Genomic DNA, 19,735 nt, shown 5'->3' on the forward strand with positions numbered 1-19,735 from the left:
ACTCATTTATATTTCTCTCTGCTTCTTAGTGAAAGAAGCGGTGCGTACGGGACTCGAACCCGTGACCCCATGCGTGACAGGCATGTATTCTAACCAACTGAACTAACGCACCAGAATTTCAATTTATTAATCTGCATCTCTCTCGATTGCGGGTGCAAAGGTAGTTGTTTTTTGTAAACCTGCAAGCGTTTTGAGAAAAGTTTTTTTCAAGAAAAAACAAGAAAAATGCTTAGTGTCTCATTTTGAGTACTTTTGTAATGAAAAAAAATATTCGTTTTTCTTCTCTTCGGATAGTGACGGTATCTGATCGTTATAGTGACGCTATCACGATGGAATACCGTCACTATCCGAAGGCAATGGTATCACTATCCTAAAGTTTGTCATTCTTTTCATTGAAAATAACTCTCGATATCTTTCTATCTGTAAGAAATCACCGTTTTTATATCAACTTTCTGCTTGAATAATTCGTAATTTTGCAATAAATCGTTATTTTTGCGGACTAAAATTAGAAAGGTAGAAAATAATCTGCCTAGAATCGTTAATTAGTAGAAAGAATGATGACAACAGCCAAACTGTTATTGCACTGTCCCGACAAACCGGGAATCCTAGCGGAAGTGACAGACTTTATTACGGTAAACAAAGGAAATATTATCTATCTGGATCAGTATGTAGATCATGTAGAGAACATCTTCTTCATGCGTATTGAATGGGAACTGAAAGATTTTCTGGTTCCACAGGAAAAAATTGAAGATTATTTCAGAACACTCTACGGGCAAAAATATGAAATGGATTTTCGTCTTTATTTCTCTGATGTAAAACCACGTATGGCCATTTTCGTATCCAAGCTGTCACACTGTCTTTTCGATATGTTAGCCCGGTATACGGCAGGAGAGTGGAATGTAGAGATACCTCTTATTATAAGTAATCATCCGGATTTGCAGCACGTAGCAGAACGTTTCGGAATTCCTTTCTATCTGTTCCCTATCACCAAGGAGACGAAAGAAGAACAGGAGCGCAAAGAGATGGAATTGCTTGCCAAACATAAGATTACATTTATTGTATTGGCACGCTATATGCAGGTGATCTCCGAACAGATGATTAATGCTTATCCGAATAAGATTATCAATATTCATCATTCTTTCCTTCCTGCGTTTGTAGGGGCGAAGCCTTATCACGCAGCTTTCCAGAGAGGGGTGAAAATTATTGGTGCAACTAGTCATTATGTAACGACAGAGCTGGATGCCGGACCGATTATTGAACAGGATGTAGTGCGCATTACTCATAAAGATGCTATTGAAGACCTCGTAAATAAAGGAAAGGATTTGGAAAAAATCGTTCTTTCGCGTGCAGTGCAGAAGCACATCGAGCGCAAAGTTTTGGCTTATAAAAATAAAACAGTAATATTTAGCTGATGAAAGTAGCAGTTGTAAAATACAATGCCGGCAATATTCGTTCTGTGGATTATGCTTTAAAGCGGTTGGGGGTAGAAGCGGTGATTACTGCTGATAAAGAAGAACTCCAATCGGCCGATAAAGTTATTTTTCCCGGAGTGGGAGAGGCGGAAACTACCATGAACCACTTGAAGGCAACGGGACTGGACGAACTGATTAAGAATCTCCGTCAGCCTGTATTTGGAATTTGTCTCGGCATGCAGTTGATGTGCCGGCATTCCGAAGAAGGAGAAGTCGATTGTTTGAATATCTTTGATGTGGATGTGAAACGTTTTGTCCCGCAGAAACATGAGGATAAAGTGCCGCACATGGGATGGAACACCATTGGAAAAACGAATAGTAAATTGTTTGAAGGGTTCACCGAAGAAGAGTTTGTCTATTTTGTGCATAGCTTCTATGTGCCGACCTGCGACTTTACTGCTGCTACAACTGACTATATTCACCCGTTCAGTGCTGCGCTCCATAAAGATAACTTTTATGCTACCCAGTTCCATCCGGAAAAAAGTGGTAAGACAGGAGAGAAGATTCTGACAAACTTTTTAAACCTCTAAGATACAAATAGTAAATAGATGATAGAAATTATTCCAGCCATTGATATTATTGATGGAAAGTGCGTACGCCTTTCCCAGGGAGATTACGATAGTAAAAAGGTGTATAATGAGAACCCGGTGGAAGTTGCAAAGGAGTTTGAAGCGAACGGTGTTCGCAGGCTCCATGTGGTAGACTTGGACGGTGCTGCTTCTCATCATGTCGTTAACTATCGGGTGTTGGAACAGATTGCTGTACGCACTTCTCTTGTCATAGATTTTGGTGGAGGAGTAAAGAGTGATGAAGATTTGAAAATTGCTTTTGAGAGCGGTGCGCAGATGGTAACCGGAGGAAGCATTGCAGTGAAAGATCCAGAATTATTCTGTCATTGGCTGGAAATATACGGCAGTGAGAAGATTATTTTGGGGGCAGATGTAAAAGAACATAAGATAGCCGTCAATGGTTGGAAAGATGAAAGTGCCTGTGAACTTTTTCCATTTCTCGAAAATTATATAGATAAAGGTATACGAAAAGTAATCTGTACGGATATTAGCTGTGACGGAATGTTGAGTGGCCCTTCTATCGATTTGTATAAAGAGATGCTGGCAAAATTCCCTGACCTTTATCTGATGGCTAGTGGCGGGGTGAGCAAGGTGGATGATATTGTTGCTTTGGATGAGGCTGGTGTTCCCGGAGTTATTTTCGGTAAGGCATTATACGAAGGACATATCACCTTACAAGATTTGAGAATCTTTCTGTAATGAGCGTATCGGAATAAATAAGATACCTTTATAATAAGGGAGATAAGAATCAAGCTTCAGGAATATAGATTATAAATTGTTGAACAATAAATAAAATAGGATTGTGTTAGCAAAAAGAATAGTACCTTGTCTGGATATAAAAGACGGACAAACCGTGAAAGGAACGAATTTTGTCAACTTGCGTCAAGCCGGTGATCCGGTGGAACTAGGTCGTGCTTACAGTGAACAGGGGGCGGATGAACTTGTTTTCCTGGACATTACTGCAAGCCATGAAGGACGTAAGACTTTTACGGAATTGGTAAAACGGATTGCTGCTAATATCAATATCCCATTTACCGTAGGTGGTGGAATCAATGAATTAAGTGATGTAGACCGTCTGCTGAATGCAGGGGCAGATAAGATTTCTATCAATTCTTCCGCTATCCGCAATCCCCGGTTGGTTGACGAGATAGCAAAGAATTTCGGCTCACAAGTTTGTGTGTTGGCTGTAGATGCCAAACAGACCGAAAACGGTTGGAAATGTTACCTGAACGGAGGACGCATCGAAACGGATAAAGATCTGTTCGAGTGGACTAAAGAAGCACAGGAACGCGGAGCAGGAGAAATACTCTTCACAAGCATGAATCACGATGGTGTAAAAGCCGGTTATGCAAATGAAGCACTTGCCGCTTTAGCGGATCAACTCTCCATTCCCATCATAGCTTCAGGAGGTGCGGGCTGTAAGGAGCACTTCCGTGATGTCTTTTTACAGGGAAAGGCAGATGCTGCATTGGCTGCCAGTGTTTTTCACTTCGGAGAAATTAAAATTCCCGAATTAAAATCGTATCTTTGCGGCGAAGGAATTACCATCAGGGGGTGAGGCACCCCGGCCGGGTTTTCCTGCGGATGGATTATATAGTCAGATAAATATAGGAACTGTCTGCAAAAGAATTCCGTAGGCGAATAGGTAGTAATTGTAAATTGGAATAGTAATTAGAACTTATATAAAAATGGAATTGGATTTCGATAAAATGAACGGACTCGTTCCGGCTATCATACAGGACAACGAGACACGTAAGGTCTTGATGCTGGGTTTCATGAATAAAGAAGCTTATGATAAAACGGTGGAAACCGGAAAAGTTACATTCTTTAGCCGTACGAAGAATCGTTTATGGACAAAAGGCGAAGAAAGCGGTAACTTCCTTCATGTTGTATCTATAAAGGCTGATTGTGACAATGATACATTATTGATTCAAGTAGAACCGGTAGGTCCTGTGTGTCATACAGGCACAGATACTTGTTGGGGGGAGAAAAACGAAGAACCGGTCATGTTCCTGAAAGCATTGCAGGACTTTATAGACAAACGTCACGAAGAAATGCCCGAAGGTTCTTATACAACCAGCCTGTTTGAGTCGGGAATCAATAAGATAGCTCAAAAAGTAGGTGAGGAAGCTGTGGAAACAGTGATCGAAGCAACGAACGGTACTGACGAACGTTTGATCTACGAAGGAGCCGACCTCATTTATCACATGATTGTATTGCTTGCTTCAAAAGGCTATCGCATTGAAGATCTTGCACGTGAACTGCAGGAAAGACATAGCAGTACCTGGAAGAAGCATTAATAAGTAAAGATTAGAAATTAAAAATTAAAACGGGAGTCGGCATGGATGACGGGGCGTTGATACAATATAAGAACGTAGAAATCCATCAACAGGAACTCTGTGTGCTAAGTGATGTAAATCTGGAATTGCACAAAGGAGAGTTTGTCTATTTGATCGGAAAAGTAGGCTCGGGGAAAACGAGTCTGCTCAAGACTCTTTATGGCGAACTGGATGTAATTGACGGTGAAGCGGAAGTGCTGGGCTATAATATGCGATCTATCAAACGTAAGCATATCCCGCAATTGCGCCGCAAGTTAGGCATTGTATTCCAGGATTTTCAGCTGCTCACAGACCGTACTGTATATAATAACCTGGAATTTGTGCTTCGTGCCACAGGCTGGAAAAACAAACAGGAGATACAGGAGCGTATTGAAGAAGTGCTTCAACTGGTGGGAATGTCCAACAAAGGTTATAAACTTCCGAACGAACTTTCCGGTGGCGAACAGCAGCGCATTGTGATTGCACGTGCCGTACTCAATTCTCCGGCTATCATCCTGGCGGATGAACCAACCGGAAATCTGGATGTGGAAACAGGTAAAGCCATCGTTGAATTGTTGCACAATATCTGCGAATCCGGCTCATCGGTAGTGATGACGACGCACAATTTGCAACTGTTGAAAGATTATCCGGGCAGGGTATATCGTTGTGCCGACCATCAGATTGTAGATGTGACTGATGAATATATGCCCAGACAGAGAACAATAGAAATAGATTTAAATATAGATAACTAAAACAGTAACGAAAATGAAAGTTTTAAAGTTTGGAGGAACTTCCGTAGGTTCTGCTCAGCGCATGAAGGAAGTAGCCAAATTGATTACCGATGGTGAACAGAAGATTGTTGTTCTTTCTGCTATGTCAGGAACAACAAACACATTGGTGGAAATTTCGGACTATCTGTATAAGAAGAATCCGGAGGGTGCCAACGAGATTATTAATAAGCTGGAAGCAAAATATAAACAGCATATTGATGAGCTTTTTGCAACCCAGGAATATAAACAGAAAGGTCTTGAAGTTGTCAAATCCCACTTCGACTACATCCGCTCCTATACTAAAGACCTTTTCACTTTGTTCGAAGAGAAAGTGGTTTTGGCACAGGGAGAGCTTATCTCTACGGCGATGGTAAACTTTTACCTGCAGGAATGCGGTGTGAAGTCCGTGTTGCTTCCGGCTTTGGAATTCATGCGTACTGATAAGAACGCAGAACCGGACCCCGTATATATTAAGGATAAATTGCGTGCTCAATTGGATCTTTATCCGGATACGGAAATCTACATTACGCAAGGTTTCATCTGCCGCAATGCTTACGGTGAGATAGACAACCTGCAACGTGGTGGTAGCGACTACACCGCTTCTCTGATCGGAGCAGCAGTGAACGCTTCCGAAATCCAGATCTGGACAGATATCGACGGTATGCACAATAACGACCCGCGTATTGTTGACAAGACCGCTCCGGTACGCCAGCTGCACTTCGAAGAAGCAGCCGAGTTGGCTTACTTCGGTGCAAAGATTCTGCACCCTACTTGTATCCAGCCGGCTAAATATGCCAATATCCCTGTCCGCCTGTTGAACACAATGGATCCGGAGGCTCCGGGCACACTGATTTCTAACGACACGGAAAAAGGCAAGATCAAGGCAGTAGCTGCAAAAGATAACATCACTGCTATTAAGATTAAATCCAGCCGCATGTTATTGGCTCATGGCTTCTTGCGTAAGGTGTTCGAAATCTTCGAAAGCTATCAGACATCTATCGATATGATCTGTACGTCAGAAGTCGGTGTATCTGTTACGATAGATAACACGAAACATCTTAATGAGATTCTGGATGACCTGAAGAAATACGGAACAGTAACCGTTGATAAAGAAATGTGTATCATCTGCGTTGTAGGTGACCTTGAATGGGAAAATGTCGGTTTTGAAGCGAAAGCACTTGATGCGATGCGCGATATACCGGTGCGAATGATCTCGTTTGGAGGAAGTAACTATAACATCTCCTTCCTCATTCGGGAGTGTGATAAGAAAGTAGCTTTACAATCGTTGAGCGATATGCTTTTCAACAGCAAATAATTCCACAAATAATACGAGCGCTTTTACCGAACTGATAAAAGCGCTCTTTTTTAACCAACTAAACAAGTTTTTCGAATTATGAAGGGAATATTTCCAATCGATAAATTCCGCACTTTGCAGACGCCTTTCTATTATTACGATACCAAAGTGCTGCGCGATACATTGTCGGCTATTAACCATGAGGTTGCCAAATATCCTAATTATTCAGTGCATTACGCTGTCAAAGCAAATGCCAACCCGAAAGTACTTACCATCATCCGTGAGAGCGGAATGGGAGCCGACTGTGTGAGCGGTGGAGAAATTCGTGCCGCTATCCGTGCAGGATTTCCGGCCAATAAAGTTGTTTTTGCAGGAGTAGGTAAAGCAGACTGGGAAATCAATCTCGGGCTGGAGTACGGCATCTTCTGTTTCAATGTAGAGTCTATTCCCGAACTGGAAGTAATCAATGAATTGGCCGCTGCTCAAAATAAGGTGGCTAATGTTGCTTTTCGTATCAATCCGGATGTAGGCGCACATACTCACGCAAATATCACTACAGGTTTGGCGGAAAACAAATTCGGTATCAGCATGCAGGATATGGACAAGGTGATAGATGTGGCGCAGGAGATGAAAAACGTAAAGTTTATCGGGCTTCACTTCCACATCGGTTCACAGATTCTGGATATGAGCGATTTTGTAGCTCTCTGTAATCGTGTCAATGAATTACAGGATAAATTGGAAGCTCGCAGAATTCTGGTAGAACATATTAATGTAGGAGGTGGTTTGGGAATTGACTACGGACATCCCAACCGTCAGGCTATTCCGAACTTCAAGGATTACTTTGCTACCTATGCCGGACAATTGAAATTGCGTCCTTATCAGACCTTGCATTTTGAATTGGGACGTGCAGTTGTAGGACAGTGCGGTTCCTTAATCTCTAAGGTTTTGTATGTAAAACAAGGCACACGGAAGAAATTTGCCATCCTGGATGCAGGTATGACCGATCTTATCCGTCCGGCTCTGTATCAGGCATTCCATAAAATGGAAAATATTACTTCCGAAGAACCATTGGAGGCATACGATGTAGTAGGACCGATCTGTGAATCGTCGGATGTTTTCGGAAAAGCAATTGACCTGAACAAAGTGAAGCGTGGTGACTTGATAGCCCTTCGCTCTGCTGGTGCTTATGGTGAAATAATGGCTTCCGGATACAACTGTCGTGAACTGCCGAAAGGATATACTTCCGACGAACTGGTGTAAGTAAAAAATGAACCGCTACAATCAAAATGTGAATGTAGTTTAAAAATATAGGGTGCATGGAACAATTTTAACTGAAAGCTTGTTATTTTTGTAATGAGTTCAAAAAGAAACTACATTAACAACTTAATAAAAAATACGATTATGATTTCAGAAAAATTACAGAATGCAATTAACGAACAGATTACTGCTGAAATGTGGTCTGCTAACCTGTATCTAGCAATGTCTTTCTATTTTGAGAAAGAAGGTTTCAGCGGTTTTGCTCATTGGATGAAAAAGCAATCCCAGGAAGAAATGGGACACGCTTATGCAATGGCAGATTATATCATCAAACGTGGAGGAACTGCTAAAGTAGATAAAATAGATGTTGTTCCTAACGGATGGGGTACTCCTCTGGAGGTATTCGAACACGTATACAAACATGAATGTCATGTTTCTCAATTGGTAGACAAGCTGGTAGACGTAGCTGCTGCTGAAAAGGATAAAGCAACACAGGATTTCTTGTGGGGATTTGTTCGCGAACAAGTAGAAGAAGAAGCTACAGCACAAGGCATTGTTGACAAGATCAAGAAAGCTGGTGATACCGGAATTTTCTTTGTAGACTCACAATTGGGACAGCGTTAATGATGTTACTCTGAAAAATAGTTCTTTAATATATTATAGAAGCTGCCTGAATTCCTGTTCAGGTAGCTTCTTTTTTTTCACTTATTTGGCTTATGTTCGAAAATAAACTACCTTTGTGTTACGAGTCGGAGAGAAATTAATCCCAGTTATTATAAATGAATGGTTTGAACAGAGGAATTATAAGATTGCTCCTTTTATCTTTATTGCTCCTTTTAGGGGTGAGTAGTTGTTCTCAAAAAGAGGAACGACGTATCTTAGTTGTCCACTCTTATGAGGAGACTTATGCGGCTTATCCGGAATTTAACCGGATGATAGCGGAGCAATTTGAAAAAGAGAAAATTGATGCTGATATTCGTACCGTTTATTTAGACTGTGAATCCTACTGGGAAGAGCCGGAACTTGAGCGGATGCGCTTTCTGGTTGATTCCGTATCGAAAGACTGGCGGCCGGAAGTGATTCTGGTGAATGAAGACCAGGCTACTTATTCATTGATGAAATGCGGAATTCAGTTGGCGAAAGAAGTGCCTGTGGTTTTTGGTGGTGTCAATTATCCGAATTGGGGATTACTGAAACATCATCCCAACGTGACAGGCTTCCATGACAAGATAGCCTTTAATGAGAATATCAGTGTGGCAAAAGAGCTTTTCGGTGAGCACGTTCGTTTGTTTACCATGCTCGATACTACCTATATCGACAGACAAATCAGAAGAGATGCAAAGGAACAGTTTAAAGGACATAAAGTGACCGGATTCATAGATAATCCCGAACTTTCTCCTGAAGAACAGATACGTTTGGCACAGGAAGAAGGTTATACCCGTTTCATGGCTATTCCTTTGCGTAATGCCAGAAATCATTCGGATGCTACTTTTATGTGGGTTTTAAACAGGAGTTACCGCGATCAATGTTATATCCAGTTGAAACGTGATTACACCACTATTAATATTGGGAGTATCTGTGGTAGTCCTAGTCTGACAGCTATTAATGAAGCCTTTGGGTTTGGTGAGAAGTTGTTGGGTGGATACATCACTTCGCTGCCTATTCAGGTAGAAGAAGAGGTGAAAACTGCCGTTCGCATATTGCATGGCGCAAGTCCCTCGGATATACCCATTGTTGAAAGCCGGAAAGAGTATGTCGTAGACTGGAATACAATGACGCAAATTGGTTTGAGTAAGGAAAGTATTCCTGCTAACTATCGTATTATCAATATTCCGTTCAGAGCTGAATATCCATTTTTGTGGGGAGCCTTAGTCGCTTCATTTGTTCTTTTCCTGATTTTACTTTTTGCTTCTCTTTGGTGGCTATATCTTCGGGAACAGATGAGGAAAAAACAGGCTCTTATAGCATTGGCTGATGAAAAAGAAACATTGTCATTAGCCATTGAGGGTGGAATGACGTATGCTTGGAGATTGGATAAGGGTTGTTTTGTTTTTGAAGATGCATTCTGGGCGTCGCAAGGGTTAAATCCTAGACAACTTTCGTTTAAGGAATTCATGAGCTTTATTCATCCCGATCATTGGGAGGGAGTGAAGTTCAACTGGCGAAATCTGAAAAGTGCTCATAAAAAAATTGTGCAGGAGCTTTGTAACTTCGACGGTAAAGGCTATCAGTGGTGGGAGTTTCGTTATACTACTAAACAGCTTTCGGGTGGTGAATATAAAACAGCAGGTTTGCTGCTCAACATACAAGATATAAAAGATCGTGAGGAGGAACTGGAAGCTGCACGCTTACTCGCTGAAAAGGCAGAATTGAAACAATCATTCCTGGCAAATATGAGCCATGAGATACGTACTCCACTTAATTCGATTGTTGGCTTTGCCAATATTCTGGCATTGGAAGATGGATTGAGTTCCGTAGAACGCGAAGAATACATCGGCACTATTAATAAGAACAGCGAGTTGCTGCTCAAATTGATTAACGATATTCTGGAGCTTTCTCGTATCGAATCAGGCTATATGTCTTTCTCGTTTAAGAAATGTAGGGTGAGAGAGCTGATTGATGACATTTATATGACTCACCAGGTATTGATTGCTCCACGCCTGGAATTCCTGAAAGAAGTGGATAATATACCTTTGGAAATTAATGTGGATAGAGAGCGCTTGATACAAGTTCTAACAAATTTCTTGAATAACGCCAGTAAATTTACGGAAACCGGATATATCAAATTAGGGTATATTTATCTGCCGGATGAGGGGCATGTGCGGATTTATGTAGAAGATACTGGGAGAGGTATTCCACGCGAAGAACAACGGATGATTTTCAGCCGTTTCTACAAACAGAACGAATTTTCACAGGGAGCAGGATTGGGGCTTTCTATTTGTCAGGTAATTATAGAAAAACTGGGTGGAAGGATTGAACTCAAATCCGAAGTAGGCAAGGGAAGTCGCTTTACGGTCATCCTTCCTTGCCGGGTAGTGTCTTGATAAAACTTAATAGGAGGGATTGTCAACCGTGTTATTTTTTGTTTTTCCCTTTCTCCATCGTTCCCAAGTAAATCTCCAGTGAACGGGTGGAAATCTGTATTTCGCGGAAAGATACGCCTAGAGAGGCTATCAACAGAATCAGTGCCAGTCCGAATACGTAAGCAGAAAATAATTGCAGTCCGATATAAATAAGAAACATACTGACTACGCAAAGAAAAAGACTTGCAATACCCAGTCCTTGCATTGTACGGGTCAGGTTCAACCGTTTCCGTAAATTCTCGATTTGAGCTTCAGTGATATCCGAAGGGTTCTCCACGTAGCGGTCACGCAGTTGGCGCACAAGTTGGGCATACGATAAGAAACGGTTGGTGTAAGCCAACAAAATCAATGAAACTGCCGAGAAAAGTAGGGCAGGAGTAGTGAGGGTCAGTTCTTCCATAATCTATTTTTTGTAGTCAAGTAGCGGTTCAAAATTCATTTTATAAAAGAGAATTTAGGTGCAGATTACATAGATTTCACGTATTATACGTTTTTTAGAATGAAGCTTGTTATAAAGCAACTGTGTAAGATACGTGAAATCTGTGTGATCCGTGTAATCCGCGCCTAAAATATAGATTCCGCAAGGAAACCTTGCTTCGGAGTTATTCCGCTTTCAATACGTTGAGTTCTTTACCTACCTTGATAAAGGCAGCGATACACTTGTCAAGATGTGCTTTTTCGTGTCCTGCAGAAATCTGTACACGGATGCGGGCCTGATCTTTCGGCACTACCGGATAGTAGAAACCTGTCACATAGATTCCTTCTTCCTGCATACGTGCAGCATAAATTTGAGACAGTTTCGCATCATACAGCATTACCGCACAAATAGCACTTTGCGTCGGTTTAATATCAAATCCGGCAGCCGTCATCTTATCACGGAAATAGTTTACATTTTCAACCAACTTGTCATGTAATGCATTGCTCTCTTTCAGCATCTTGAAAACTTCAAGACTTGCACCGATGATACCCGGAGCCAATGAGTTGGAGAACAAATACGGGCGACTACGTTGACGGAGTAAATCAATGATTTCTTTACGCCCGGTGGTAAATCCTCCCAGTGCACCGCCGAAAGCCTTACCCAACGTTCCGGTATAAATATCTACACGTCCGTGAGTCTTATACAACTCGCTTACGCCATGACCAGTGGCACCTACCACACCGGCAGAGTGAGACTCGTCCACCATTACTAACGCATTGTATTTCTCGGCAAGATCACAAATCTGATCCATCGGAGCTACATTGCCATCCATTGAGAACACACCGTCCGTAACAACAATACGGAAACGTTGTGCCTGCGCTTCTTGCAGACATCTTTCCAGGTCTTTCATGTCAGCATTGGCATAACGGTAACGTTTCGCTTTACAAAGACGTACCCCGTCAATGATAGAAGCGTGGTTTAGCGAGTCCGAGATGATGGCATCCTCTTCAGAGAAAAGCGGTTCGAATACACCGCCGTTAGCGTCAAAGCAGGCAGCATACAGAATCGTGTCTTCAGTCTGGAAATAGTCCGAAACGGCAGCTTCCAGTTCTTTGTGTATATCTTGTGTTCCACAAATGAAACGGACGGATGACATTCCGTATCCACGGTTGTTCATCATTTCCTGCGAAGCCTTGATTAATCGGGGATGATTGGACAATCCTAGATAGTTGTTTGCGCAGAAGTTTAATACTTCCTTACCTTTTACAGTGATGGCAGCTTGCTGCGCACTTTCAATCAGTCGTTCTTCTTTATAAAGTCCGGCTTCCTTAATTTCAGCCAATGTTTGGCGGAGATATTCTTGCATTTTACCGTACATAGTGTTTGGGTGATTAAGTTATATTGCAAAGGACACAATTTTTCTTGGAATAACAATGTCTTTTTGATTAAAATCTGAAAAAAAAGTGCTTACTTTGCGCACTATTTAAGCTTGATATTCTAAGTCAGAAGAAAAAATGGAACACATTTTGATTATTGGAGCTACCGGACAGATAGGGTCGGAGCTAACGATGGAGCTACGTAAACGTTACGGAAATGCAAATGTAGTAGCTGGTTATATTCCGGGTGCAGAACCTAAAGGGGAATTAAAGGAGTCGGGACCGTCGGCTATTGCTGATGTAACGGACGGCGAGGCGATTGCATCTGTAGTAAAAGAGTATCATATCGATACGATTTATAACTTGGCTGCTCTGTTGTCTGTAGTTGCCGAGTCGAAACCCAAGCTGGCTTGGAAAATAGGCATCGATGGATTGTGGAATGTGCTGGAAGTGGCACGTGAACAAGGGTGCGCGGTGTTTACTCCGAGTTCTATCGGTTCGTTTGGCGCTAGTACGCCTCACACGAAAACACCGCAGGACACCATTCAACGTCCCCGTACCATGTATGGAGTCACTAAAGTAACGACAGAGTTGTTGAGTGATTACTATTTTAATAAATACGGTGTCGATACCCGTGCTGTCCGTTTTCCGGGCATTATTTCGAATGTGACCCCTCCGGGAGGAGGTACGACCGATTATGCTGTCGATATTTACTACTCGGCAGTGAAAGGAGAAAAGTTTGTGTGCCCCATTAAGCAAGGCACTTTAATGGATATGATGTACATGCCGGATGCGCTGAATGCAGCAATCACACTGATGGAAGCCGATCCGGCAAGATTGATACATCGCAATGCTTTCAATATCGCTTCCATGAGTTTCGATCCGGAAACGATATATCAAGCTATCAAGAAGCATGTGCCGCAGTTTGAGATGATTTATGATATAGATCCTTTGAAGCAGCGCATAGCCGATAGCTGGCCCGATAGTCTGGATGATACCTGTGCTCGTGAAGAGTGGGGATGGAAGCCGGCCTACAATTTGGAAAGCATGACGGTGGATATGCTTGAAAAGTTAAGAGAGAAACTGAAATAATGAAAAAACTAATTGCAGGGGTCATACTGCTCGGTATATTGAGCTCTTGTGGAAACAAGAAAACAAATATTGACCCCTTCGCATCTATTACTAAAGAGGTGGATTCAGTCCGGCAGATAGCCGATTCTAGCCACCATGATAAATCGCCGGAAGATCCGCAGCCTATACAGGCGGATGAATCTTTCGATGATTTTATTTACAATTTTGCTTCCGATGATGTGTTACAGCGTCAGCGTGTGAAATTTCCATTGCCCTACTACAATGGAGATAAGAAGTCAAACATTGAGGAACGCAACTGGAAGCATGATGACTTGTTTACCAAACAGCATTATTATACACTGCTGTTTGATAGAGAAGAAGACATGGATTTAGTAGGAGATACCTCCCTCACTTCTGTGCAGGTAGAGTGGATGTTCGTGAAAACACGAATGGTGAAAAGATACTATTTTGAACGTATCAAAGGTGCATGGATACTGGAGGCAATCAACCTGCGGCCCATTGAACAAAGTGATAATGAAAACTTTGTTGAGTTTTTCGGACATTTTGCAACGGATAGTCTTTTTCAGAGTCAGCGTGTGCGGGAGCCGTTGGCTTTTGTAACCAGTGATCCGGACGATGATTTCTCCATTTTGGAGACAACCCTCGATCTTAATCAGTGGTTCGCCTTCAAACCGGTACTTCCTGTCGACCGCCTTTCTAATATTAATTACGGACAGCGGAATGACGATGATTCGCCCACGAAAATCCTGGCGTTGAAAGGTATCGGAAATGGTTTTTCCAATATCCTTTATTTCCGCCGGAAAGCCGGAGAATGGGAATTGTATAAGTTTGAAGATACAAGTATCTGATACAGGTTAAGATGCACTATAACAGTATAACTTATAACTAAAAATATATGTATTCTCTTTTGCCCTACAATACATTCGGCATCGATGTCAGTGCCGCTCGTTTTTTAGAATATTCTTCGGTTGAAGAACTGAAGAAGCTGATTGTGCAAGGTGCCATTGTGACACCTTTTTTGCATATTGGTGGCGGCAGTAACCTGCTGTTTACCAAAGATTACGACGGGTTGATACTCCATTCCCGCATTGAAGGAATCGAAGTGACGGAGGAAGATGAACACTCTGTGTCGGTACGAGTGGGAGCGGGAGTAGTATGGGATGACCTCGTTGCATATTGCGTAGAACATGGATGGTATGGAACGGAGAACCTGTCGCTCATCCCCGGTGAGGTCGGAGCGAGCGCGGTACAGAACATCGGAGCTTATGGCGTTGAAGTGAAAGATCTGATAACAGCTGTGGAAACGGTGAACATTCAAGCTGAAGAACGCGTTTATTCGGTGGAAGAGTGTGGATATACCTACCGCAACAGTATCTTTAAACGCCCGGAAAACAAGTCGGCTTTTGTCACCTATGTCCGTTTCCGACTTAGTAAAAAAGAACATTATACGTTAGATTATGGAACCATTCGTCAGGAGCTTGAAAAATATCCGGCATTGACGCTTTCTGTTGTACGGAAAGTGATAATTGATATTCGTGAGAGCAAGTTGCCCGACCCGAAGGTAATGGGAAATGCCGGCAGCTTCTTTATGAATCCCATTGTGCCGAAAGAAAAACTGGAAGCCCTGCAGCAGGAATATCCCCGGATACCTTACTATGAGCTGGCAGAAGATCGGGTGAAAATTCCGGCAGGATGGATGATCGACCAATGCGGCTGGAAAGGTAAGGCCTTAGGTCCGGCTGCCGTACATGATAAACAAGCGCTGGTGTTAGTGAATCTTGGTGGAGCAAAAGGTAGCGATATTCTTGCGCTTTCAGATGCAGTCCGAGCCTCTGTTCATGAGAAGTTCGGCATTGATATCCACCCGGAAGTTAACTTAATAAATTGAGAAGTAACAAGTGAAAGTAAGAATCATTGGAAGTGGAACATCGACGGGAGTACCCCAAATCGGCTGTACATGTCCGGTTTGTACTTCTACCGATCCGAAAGATAACCGATTGCGTGCATCTGCTATTGTTGAGACAGATGATGCGCGAATTTTGATAGATTGCGGTCCGGATTTCCGGACACAGGTATTGCGTCTTCCTTTTGAGAAGATAGATGGTGTGCTCATTACGCATGAACATTATGACCATGTGGGCGGGTTGGACGATTTGCGTCCGTTTTGCCGATTTGGTTCAGTGCCTATTTATGCGGAAAATTATGTGGCACAAGGCTTGCGCTTGCGTATGCCCTATTGTTTTGTTGACCATCGTTATCCGGGAGTTCCCGACATTCCTTTGCAGGAAATCTCGGTGGGACAGGCTTTTTCAGTTAACCACACGGAGGTGCTTCCTTTACGTGTGATGCATGGCCGATTGCCTATTCTGGGATATCGTATCGGGCAATTAGGTTATATCACTGATATGCTGACCATGCCCGAAGAATCCTATGAACAATTGGCGGGAATAGATGTTTTGGTAGTGAATGCACTTCGGATTGCCACGCATCCTACTCATCAGAATTTGGAAGAAGCATTGGCAGTGGCGCAGCGCATTCAGGCAAAGAAGACGTACTTTATACACATGAGTCATGATATGGGCTTGCATGCGGAGATTGAAAAGAGCCTTCCGGAAAATATTCACCTGGCATTCGACGGATTGGATATCTATCTTTGATTATCGGTGAAATTTTTAGCAAAAGTTTTGTTTTCTTTGTAGAAATTATTATTTTTGCACCTAGCCGATAAACAGCGAATATTATGAAACTTCGTACGATAGTGAAAATAGCGATCACGTCTTCTGTTGTACTTTTGTGCTCAGGTTTCGCATTGTACTCTTTTTTTAGACTGTCGGCGGCCGAAGGGCAGAAAGATTTTGATCTTTATGAACTGGTTCCATCCACCACTTCAGCCGTATTTGTTACCGATGATGTGCTCGAGTTTGTAGCGGGGGTCGATGATCTGACTTGTAGTAAAAATCAGCAATATCTTTATGTATCCAAACTTTTTTCTTATCTGAAACAAAGCCTTTATGCCCTCTCGGAAGATACTCCCCATGGCTTGAGTCGGCAAATGAATCAGATGCTGATTAGTTTCCACGAACCGGATAACGAACGGAACCAGGTACTTTATTGCAGATTGGGAAATGGGGATAAAGAATTGGTGAACAGGTTTGTGCGTAAATATATATCTTCGCTTTATCCACCGAAAACGTTTGTTTACAAAGGAGAGGAAATAATCATTTACCCGTTGGCAGATGGTGATTTTCTAGCCTGCTATCTGACGTCTGATTTTATGGCGTTAAGTTTTCAGAAAAAACTGATTGAAAACGTTATTGATGCATATAAGAGTGACAAATCATTGGCGGATGATCCGACCTTTACAGGAGTGCGTGCTCCGAAAAAAAGTGTAGCGGCCGCCACAATCTATACCCGTATGAAAGGGATGATGGGATGGACGGAATTTGACATGAAGATGAAAGATGATTTTATCTATTTCTCCGGCATCACTCATGATGCAGATACTTGCTTTGCATTTATAAAACAACTTCGCCAGCAGCAATCAGTCAAAGGCTTCCCGGGTGAAGCACTGCCCTCCACTGCTTTCTATTTTAGCAGACAGGGGATTACGGACTGGGCGTCTTTACTTTCTTATGGAAATGCGCAGGAGCAGAACGGGGCAGTCCGCACGAGTGAAGTGCAGAATAGAGATAAGGAATTTTCCCGCTATCTGATGGAAAATGCCGGGCAAGACCTGGTTGCCTGTCTCTTTCAGCGTGAAGATACGTTGCAGGATGCAGCGGCAGTCTTGAGCCTATCTGTGGCAGATGTGACGGAAGCTGAAAGGATGCTTCGCACCCTTGTCAATACTGCTCCGGCAGATGAAGGAAGAAAAACTCCCCGTATTACTTTTGGTTATACTGTAAATAAGGCATACTTGGTCTATCGGTTGCCTCAAACAACATTGTTTAAACAACTGACCAGTTTTGTGGAGGCCACTTTGGATGTGTATGCGGCGTTCTATGACGGGCGTTTGTTGCTTGCTCCTGATGAGAATGCTCTGTCACAATATATTCGCCAACTGGATAAAGGCGAAGTGCTTAATGGAGCAATGGCCTATCAGGCAGGCATGGATCACTTGTCTGATTCATACCACTTTATGTTGATGGCGGATTTTGACCACATATTTCGGCAATCAGAAAACCACGTTCGTTTTGTACCGGATTTTTTTCTGCGTAACGCCGATTTTTTCCATAATTTCACCCTCTTTGTTCAGTTTGCCTGTACAGACGGAGTGGTATATCCTAACATTGTTTTGAAATATAAATCAGAATAAAAAATGACCGTTTGTTTACAATCGTTTTTCTAAAAAAAACTCCCGACAGAATTTAATCCTATCGGGAGTTTTTTATGCTTATTCGTCCGGCGAATGGCTTTCGGTTTAAAATGGCAGATCGTCTTTGGCATCCCCCGGAGTAAATTCCGGCATAGCTGACGGAGGTGGGGGAGGAACGGGAGAACCGGAAGCCATCGGAGCACCTGCACCAACACGTTCTACTTTCCATGCACGGATACTATTGAACCAACGATCGTTCCACTGACGGGCGTCAACGTCGAATGATACAGTTAGTTCTTCGCCCATTTGAATGTTGAACTGCTCAATTTTGTCTGCGCCAAATACGTCGAAGCACATCTTGCGCGGATATTGGTCGTGGTTTTCGATAACGTACTCTTGTGATTTCCACTCGTTGCCGCTAGTTTTTGAAACTCCGCCTCTCGGGGGGAGGATAGCGATGATTTTTCCTGTAAATTCCATTGCGATAATTTTAAATTCTGGGGCGAAGTTACAATTTTTTAGTAATATCCCTCACACAATGCCTGTTTTTTTCTTTTGTTTTATTGGGCAGCCCAAATCTTTTTTCGTAACTTTGTGCGATAGAACATTTAAAACTTAAATACACGAAAATATATGAAATTTATCGTTTCAAGTACTGCTCTTTCCAGCCATTTACAGGCCATCAGCCGTGTGATTAATTCAAAAAATGCGCTGCCAATTCTCGATTGTTTCCTCTTCGAATTGGAAGACGGAACATTGTCTGTGACTGTATCCGACAGTGAAACAACGATGGTGACTACCGTAGAAGTGAATGAAAGCGATACAAACGGGCGTTTTGCCGTAGTAGCGAAAACATTGCTTGATGCACTGAAAGAAATCCCGGAACAACCACTTACATTTGAAATCAATCCGGATAATTATGAAATAACAGTGCAGTACCAGAACGGAAAATACAGCCTGATGGGGCAGAATGCGGATGAATTCCCGCAATCGGCTACACTGGGTGATAATGCAGTCCGTGTAGAAATGGAGGCAAGTGTACTTCTGGGAGGTATCAACCGTTCGGTATTTGCTACTGCCGATGACGAACTTCGTCCGGTGATGAACGGTATTTATTTCGATATTACCACAGAAGACATCACAATGGTTGCTTCAGACGGTCATAAACTGGTGCGTTGCAAGACATTGGCAGCTAAAGGTAACGAGCGTGCAGCCTTCATCCTTCCAAAGAAACCGGCTACTTTGCTTAAGAATCTTTTGCCGAAAGAACAAGGCACAGTGACGATCGAATTCGATGAACGCAATGCTGTATTCATGCTCGAAAGCTACCGGATGGTTTGCCGCCTGATTGAAGGACGTTACCCGAACTACAACTCGGTAATTCCGCAGAACAACCCGCACAAAGTGACCGTAGACCGTCAACAGTTGGTAGGAGCTTTGCGTCGTGTGTCTATTTTCTCGTCGCAGGCAAGCAGTTTGATTAAACTCCGTATGCAGGAAAACCAGATTGTGATTTCCGCACAAGATATTGACTTCTCTACTTCTGCCGAAGAAACACAAGTTTGCCAGTATGCAGGTGCAGCAATGAGCATCGGTTTCAAATCGACATTCCTCATCGATATCCTGAACAATATTTCAGCAGACGAAGTAGTCATCGAACTCGCAGATCCTTCACGTGCCGGAGTAATCATCCCGGTAGAGCAGGAAGAAAACGAAGACCTGCTGATGCTGCTGATGCCGATGATGCTAAATGATTAATAGTAATCACCGC

Annotated in this window: 19 protein-coding genes and 1 tRNA gene; 16 read left to right on the forward strand and 4 right to left on the reverse strand. The window is 42.7% G+C overall.

All coding sequences use genetic code 11. The features are described 5' to 3' along the window. Positions 1 to 38: 38 nt before the first annotated feature. A tRNA-Asp gene (locus KSX81_RS20355) sits at positions 39 to 112 on the reverse strand. Between the two features lie 442 nt (positions 113 to 554). On the opposite strand from KSX81_RS20355, the gene purU reads away from it, so the two are divergent. From purU to KSX81_RS20405, 10 genes are all read left to right on the forward strand, one after another. Then, positions 555 to 1,412: a formyltetrahydrofolate deformylase gene (gene purU, locus KSX81_RS20360; RefSeq protein WP_004297049.1), complete on the forward strand. Its 858-nt coding sequence runs from the start codon at positions 555 to 557 to the stop codon at positions 1,410 to 1,412. Further along, positions 1,412 to 2,002, forward strand: coding sequence for an imidazole glycerol phosphate synthase subunit HisH (hisH, locus tag KSX81_RS20365; RefSeq protein ID WP_004297048.1), 591 nt, complete (start codon positions 1,412 to 1,414; stop codon positions 2,000 to 2,002). The genes purU and hisH overlap by 1 nt, the downstream gene beginning before the upstream one ends. An 18-nt stretch (positions 2,003 to 2,020) precedes the next feature. Next, complete coding sequence (gene hisA / locus KSX81_RS20370; protein WP_004297047.1) at positions 2,021 to 2,740, forward strand: 1-(5-phosphoribosyl)-5-[(5-phosphoribosylamino)methylideneamino]imidazole-4-carboxamide isomerase; 720 nt, start codon at positions 2,021 to 2,023, stop codon at positions 2,738 to 2,740. A gap of 103 nt (positions 2,741 to 2,843) precedes the next feature. Further along, positions 2,844 to 3,599: an imidazole glycerol phosphate synthase subunit HisF gene (gene hisF / locus KSX81_RS20375; RefSeq protein WP_004297046.1), complete on the forward strand. Its 756-nt coding sequence runs from the start codon at positions 2,844 to 2,846 to the stop codon at positions 3,597 to 3,599. Positions 3,600 to 3,729: 130 nt separating this feature from the next. After that, complete coding sequence (gene hisIE / locus KSX81_RS20380) at positions 3,730 to 4,341, forward strand: bifunctional phosphoribosyl-AMP cyclohydrolase/phosphoribosyl-ATP diphosphatase HisIE (protein WP_004297045.1); 612 nt, start codon at positions 3,730 to 3,732, stop codon at positions 4,339 to 4,341. Positions 4,342 to 4,382: 41 nt separating this feature from the next. Beyond that, positions 4,383 to 5,111 carry a cell division ATP-binding protein FtsE gene (locus KSX81_RS20385; RefSeq protein WP_004297044.1) on the forward strand — a complete coding sequence of 243 codons (729 nt, stop codon included), beginning with the start codon at positions 4,383 to 4,385 and terminating at the stop codon, positions 5,109 to 5,111. A 13-nt stretch (positions 5,112 to 5,124) separates the two neighbouring features. Continuing rightward, positions 5,125 to 6,444: an aspartate kinase gene (locus tag KSX81_RS20390; RefSeq protein WP_004297043.1), complete on the forward strand. Its 1,320-nt coding sequence runs from the start codon at positions 5,125 to 5,127 to the stop codon at positions 6,442 to 6,444. A gap of 78 nt (positions 6,445 to 6,522) precedes the next feature. Continuing rightward, complete coding sequence (gene lysA, locus KSX81_RS20395) at positions 6,523 to 7,683, forward strand: diaminopimelate decarboxylase (protein ID WP_004297042.1); 1,161 nt, start codon at positions 6,523 to 6,525, stop codon at positions 7,681 to 7,683. 141 nt (positions 7,684 to 7,824) lie between these two features. Continuing rightward, positions 7,825 to 8,304: a ferritin gene (locus tag KSX81_RS20400; RefSeq protein WP_004304025.1), complete on the forward strand. Its 480-nt coding sequence runs from the start codon at positions 7,825 to 7,827 to the stop codon at positions 8,302 to 8,304. Between the two features lie 155 nt (positions 8,305 to 8,459). Further along, on the forward strand, positions 8,460 to 10,724 hold the full coding sequence (locus KSX81_RS20405) for a sensor histidine kinase (RefSeq protein ID WP_004321267.1): 2,265 nt from the start codon (positions 8,460 to 8,462) through the stop codon (positions 10,722 to 10,724). A 31-nt stretch (positions 10,725 to 10,755) separates the two neighbouring features. Here KSX81_RS20405 and KSX81_RS20410 read toward each other — a convergent pair whose 3' ends face one another. Then, positions 10,756 to 11,163, reverse strand: a complete 408-nt coding sequence (locus tag KSX81_RS20410; RefSeq protein WP_004304023.1) for a DUF2721 domain-containing protein — start codon at positions 11,161 to 11,163, stop codon at positions 10,756 to 10,758. 202 nt (positions 11,164 to 11,365) lie between these two features. Further along, positions 11,366 to 12,559 (reverse strand): glycine C-acetyltransferase, encoded by a 1,194-nt coding sequence (gene kbl / locus KSX81_RS20415; RefSeq protein ID WP_004321264.1) that lies wholly within the window; start codon positions 12,557 to 12,559, stop codon positions 11,366 to 11,368. Positions 12,560 to 12,695: 136 nt separating this feature from the next. Here kbl and KSX81_RS20420 point away from each other — a divergent pair, with 136 nt between their 5' ends. The 5 genes from KSX81_RS20420 (at position 12,696) to KSX81_RS20440 (ending at position 17,964) form a co-directional block, all read left to right on the forward strand. After that, a complete protein-coding gene (locus tag KSX81_RS20420; protein ID WP_004311497.1) occupies positions 12,696 to 13,649 on the forward strand; it encodes an NAD-dependent epimerase/dehydratase family protein in 954 nt (317 codons plus the stop codon). After that, positions 13,649 to 14,497: a DUF4348 domain-containing protein gene (locus KSX81_RS20425; RefSeq protein WP_004297036.1), complete on the forward strand. Its 849-nt coding sequence runs from the start codon at positions 13,649 to 13,651 to the stop codon at positions 14,495 to 14,497. Before KSX81_RS20420 ends, KSX81_RS20425 begins: the two co-directional genes overlap by 1 nt. A gap of 47 nt (positions 14,498 to 14,544) precedes the next feature. Beyond that, positions 14,545 to 15,537 carry a UDP-N-acetylmuramate dehydrogenase gene (gene murB, locus KSX81_RS20430; protein WP_004321261.1) on the forward strand — a complete coding sequence of 331 codons (993 nt, stop codon included), beginning with the start codon at positions 14,545 to 14,547 and terminating at the stop codon, positions 15,535 to 15,537. 10 nt (positions 15,538 to 15,547) lie between these two features. Then, entirely contained in the window at positions 15,548 to 16,306 is a 759-nt protein-coding gene (locus tag KSX81_RS20435) for an MBL fold metallo-hydrolase (RefSeq protein ID WP_004321259.1), read from the forward strand. Positions 16,307 to 16,389: 83 nt separating this feature from the next. Then, complete coding sequence (locus tag KSX81_RS20440; protein WP_004321257.1) at positions 16,390 to 17,964, forward strand: DUF3352 domain-containing protein; 1,575 nt, start codon at positions 16,390 to 16,392, stop codon at positions 17,962 to 17,964. Between the two features lie 105 nt (positions 17,965 to 18,069). Here KSX81_RS20440 and KSX81_RS20445 read toward each other — a convergent pair whose 3' ends face one another. After that, positions 18,070 to 18,444: a DUF3127 domain-containing protein gene (locus KSX81_RS20445; protein ID WP_004311494.1), complete on the reverse strand. Its 375-nt coding sequence runs from the start codon at positions 18,442 to 18,444 to the stop codon at positions 18,070 to 18,072. A gap of 153 nt (positions 18,445 to 18,597) precedes the next feature. On the opposite strand from KSX81_RS20445, the gene dnaN reads away from it, so the two are divergent. Further along, complete coding sequence (gene dnaN / locus KSX81_RS20450) at positions 18,598 to 19,722, forward strand: DNA polymerase III subunit beta (RefSeq protein WP_004297029.1); 1,125 nt, start codon at positions 18,598 to 18,600, stop codon at positions 19,720 to 19,722. The last annotated feature ends 13 nt before the right edge of the window (positions 19,723 to 19,735 follow it).

The sequence above is a fragment of the Bacteroides sp. MSK.18.37 genome (assembly GCF_019129155.2).
In the GTDB taxonomy this organism is placed as follows: Bacteria; Bacteroidota; Bacteroidia; order Bacteroidales; family Bacteroidaceae; genus Bacteroides; species Bacteroides ovatus.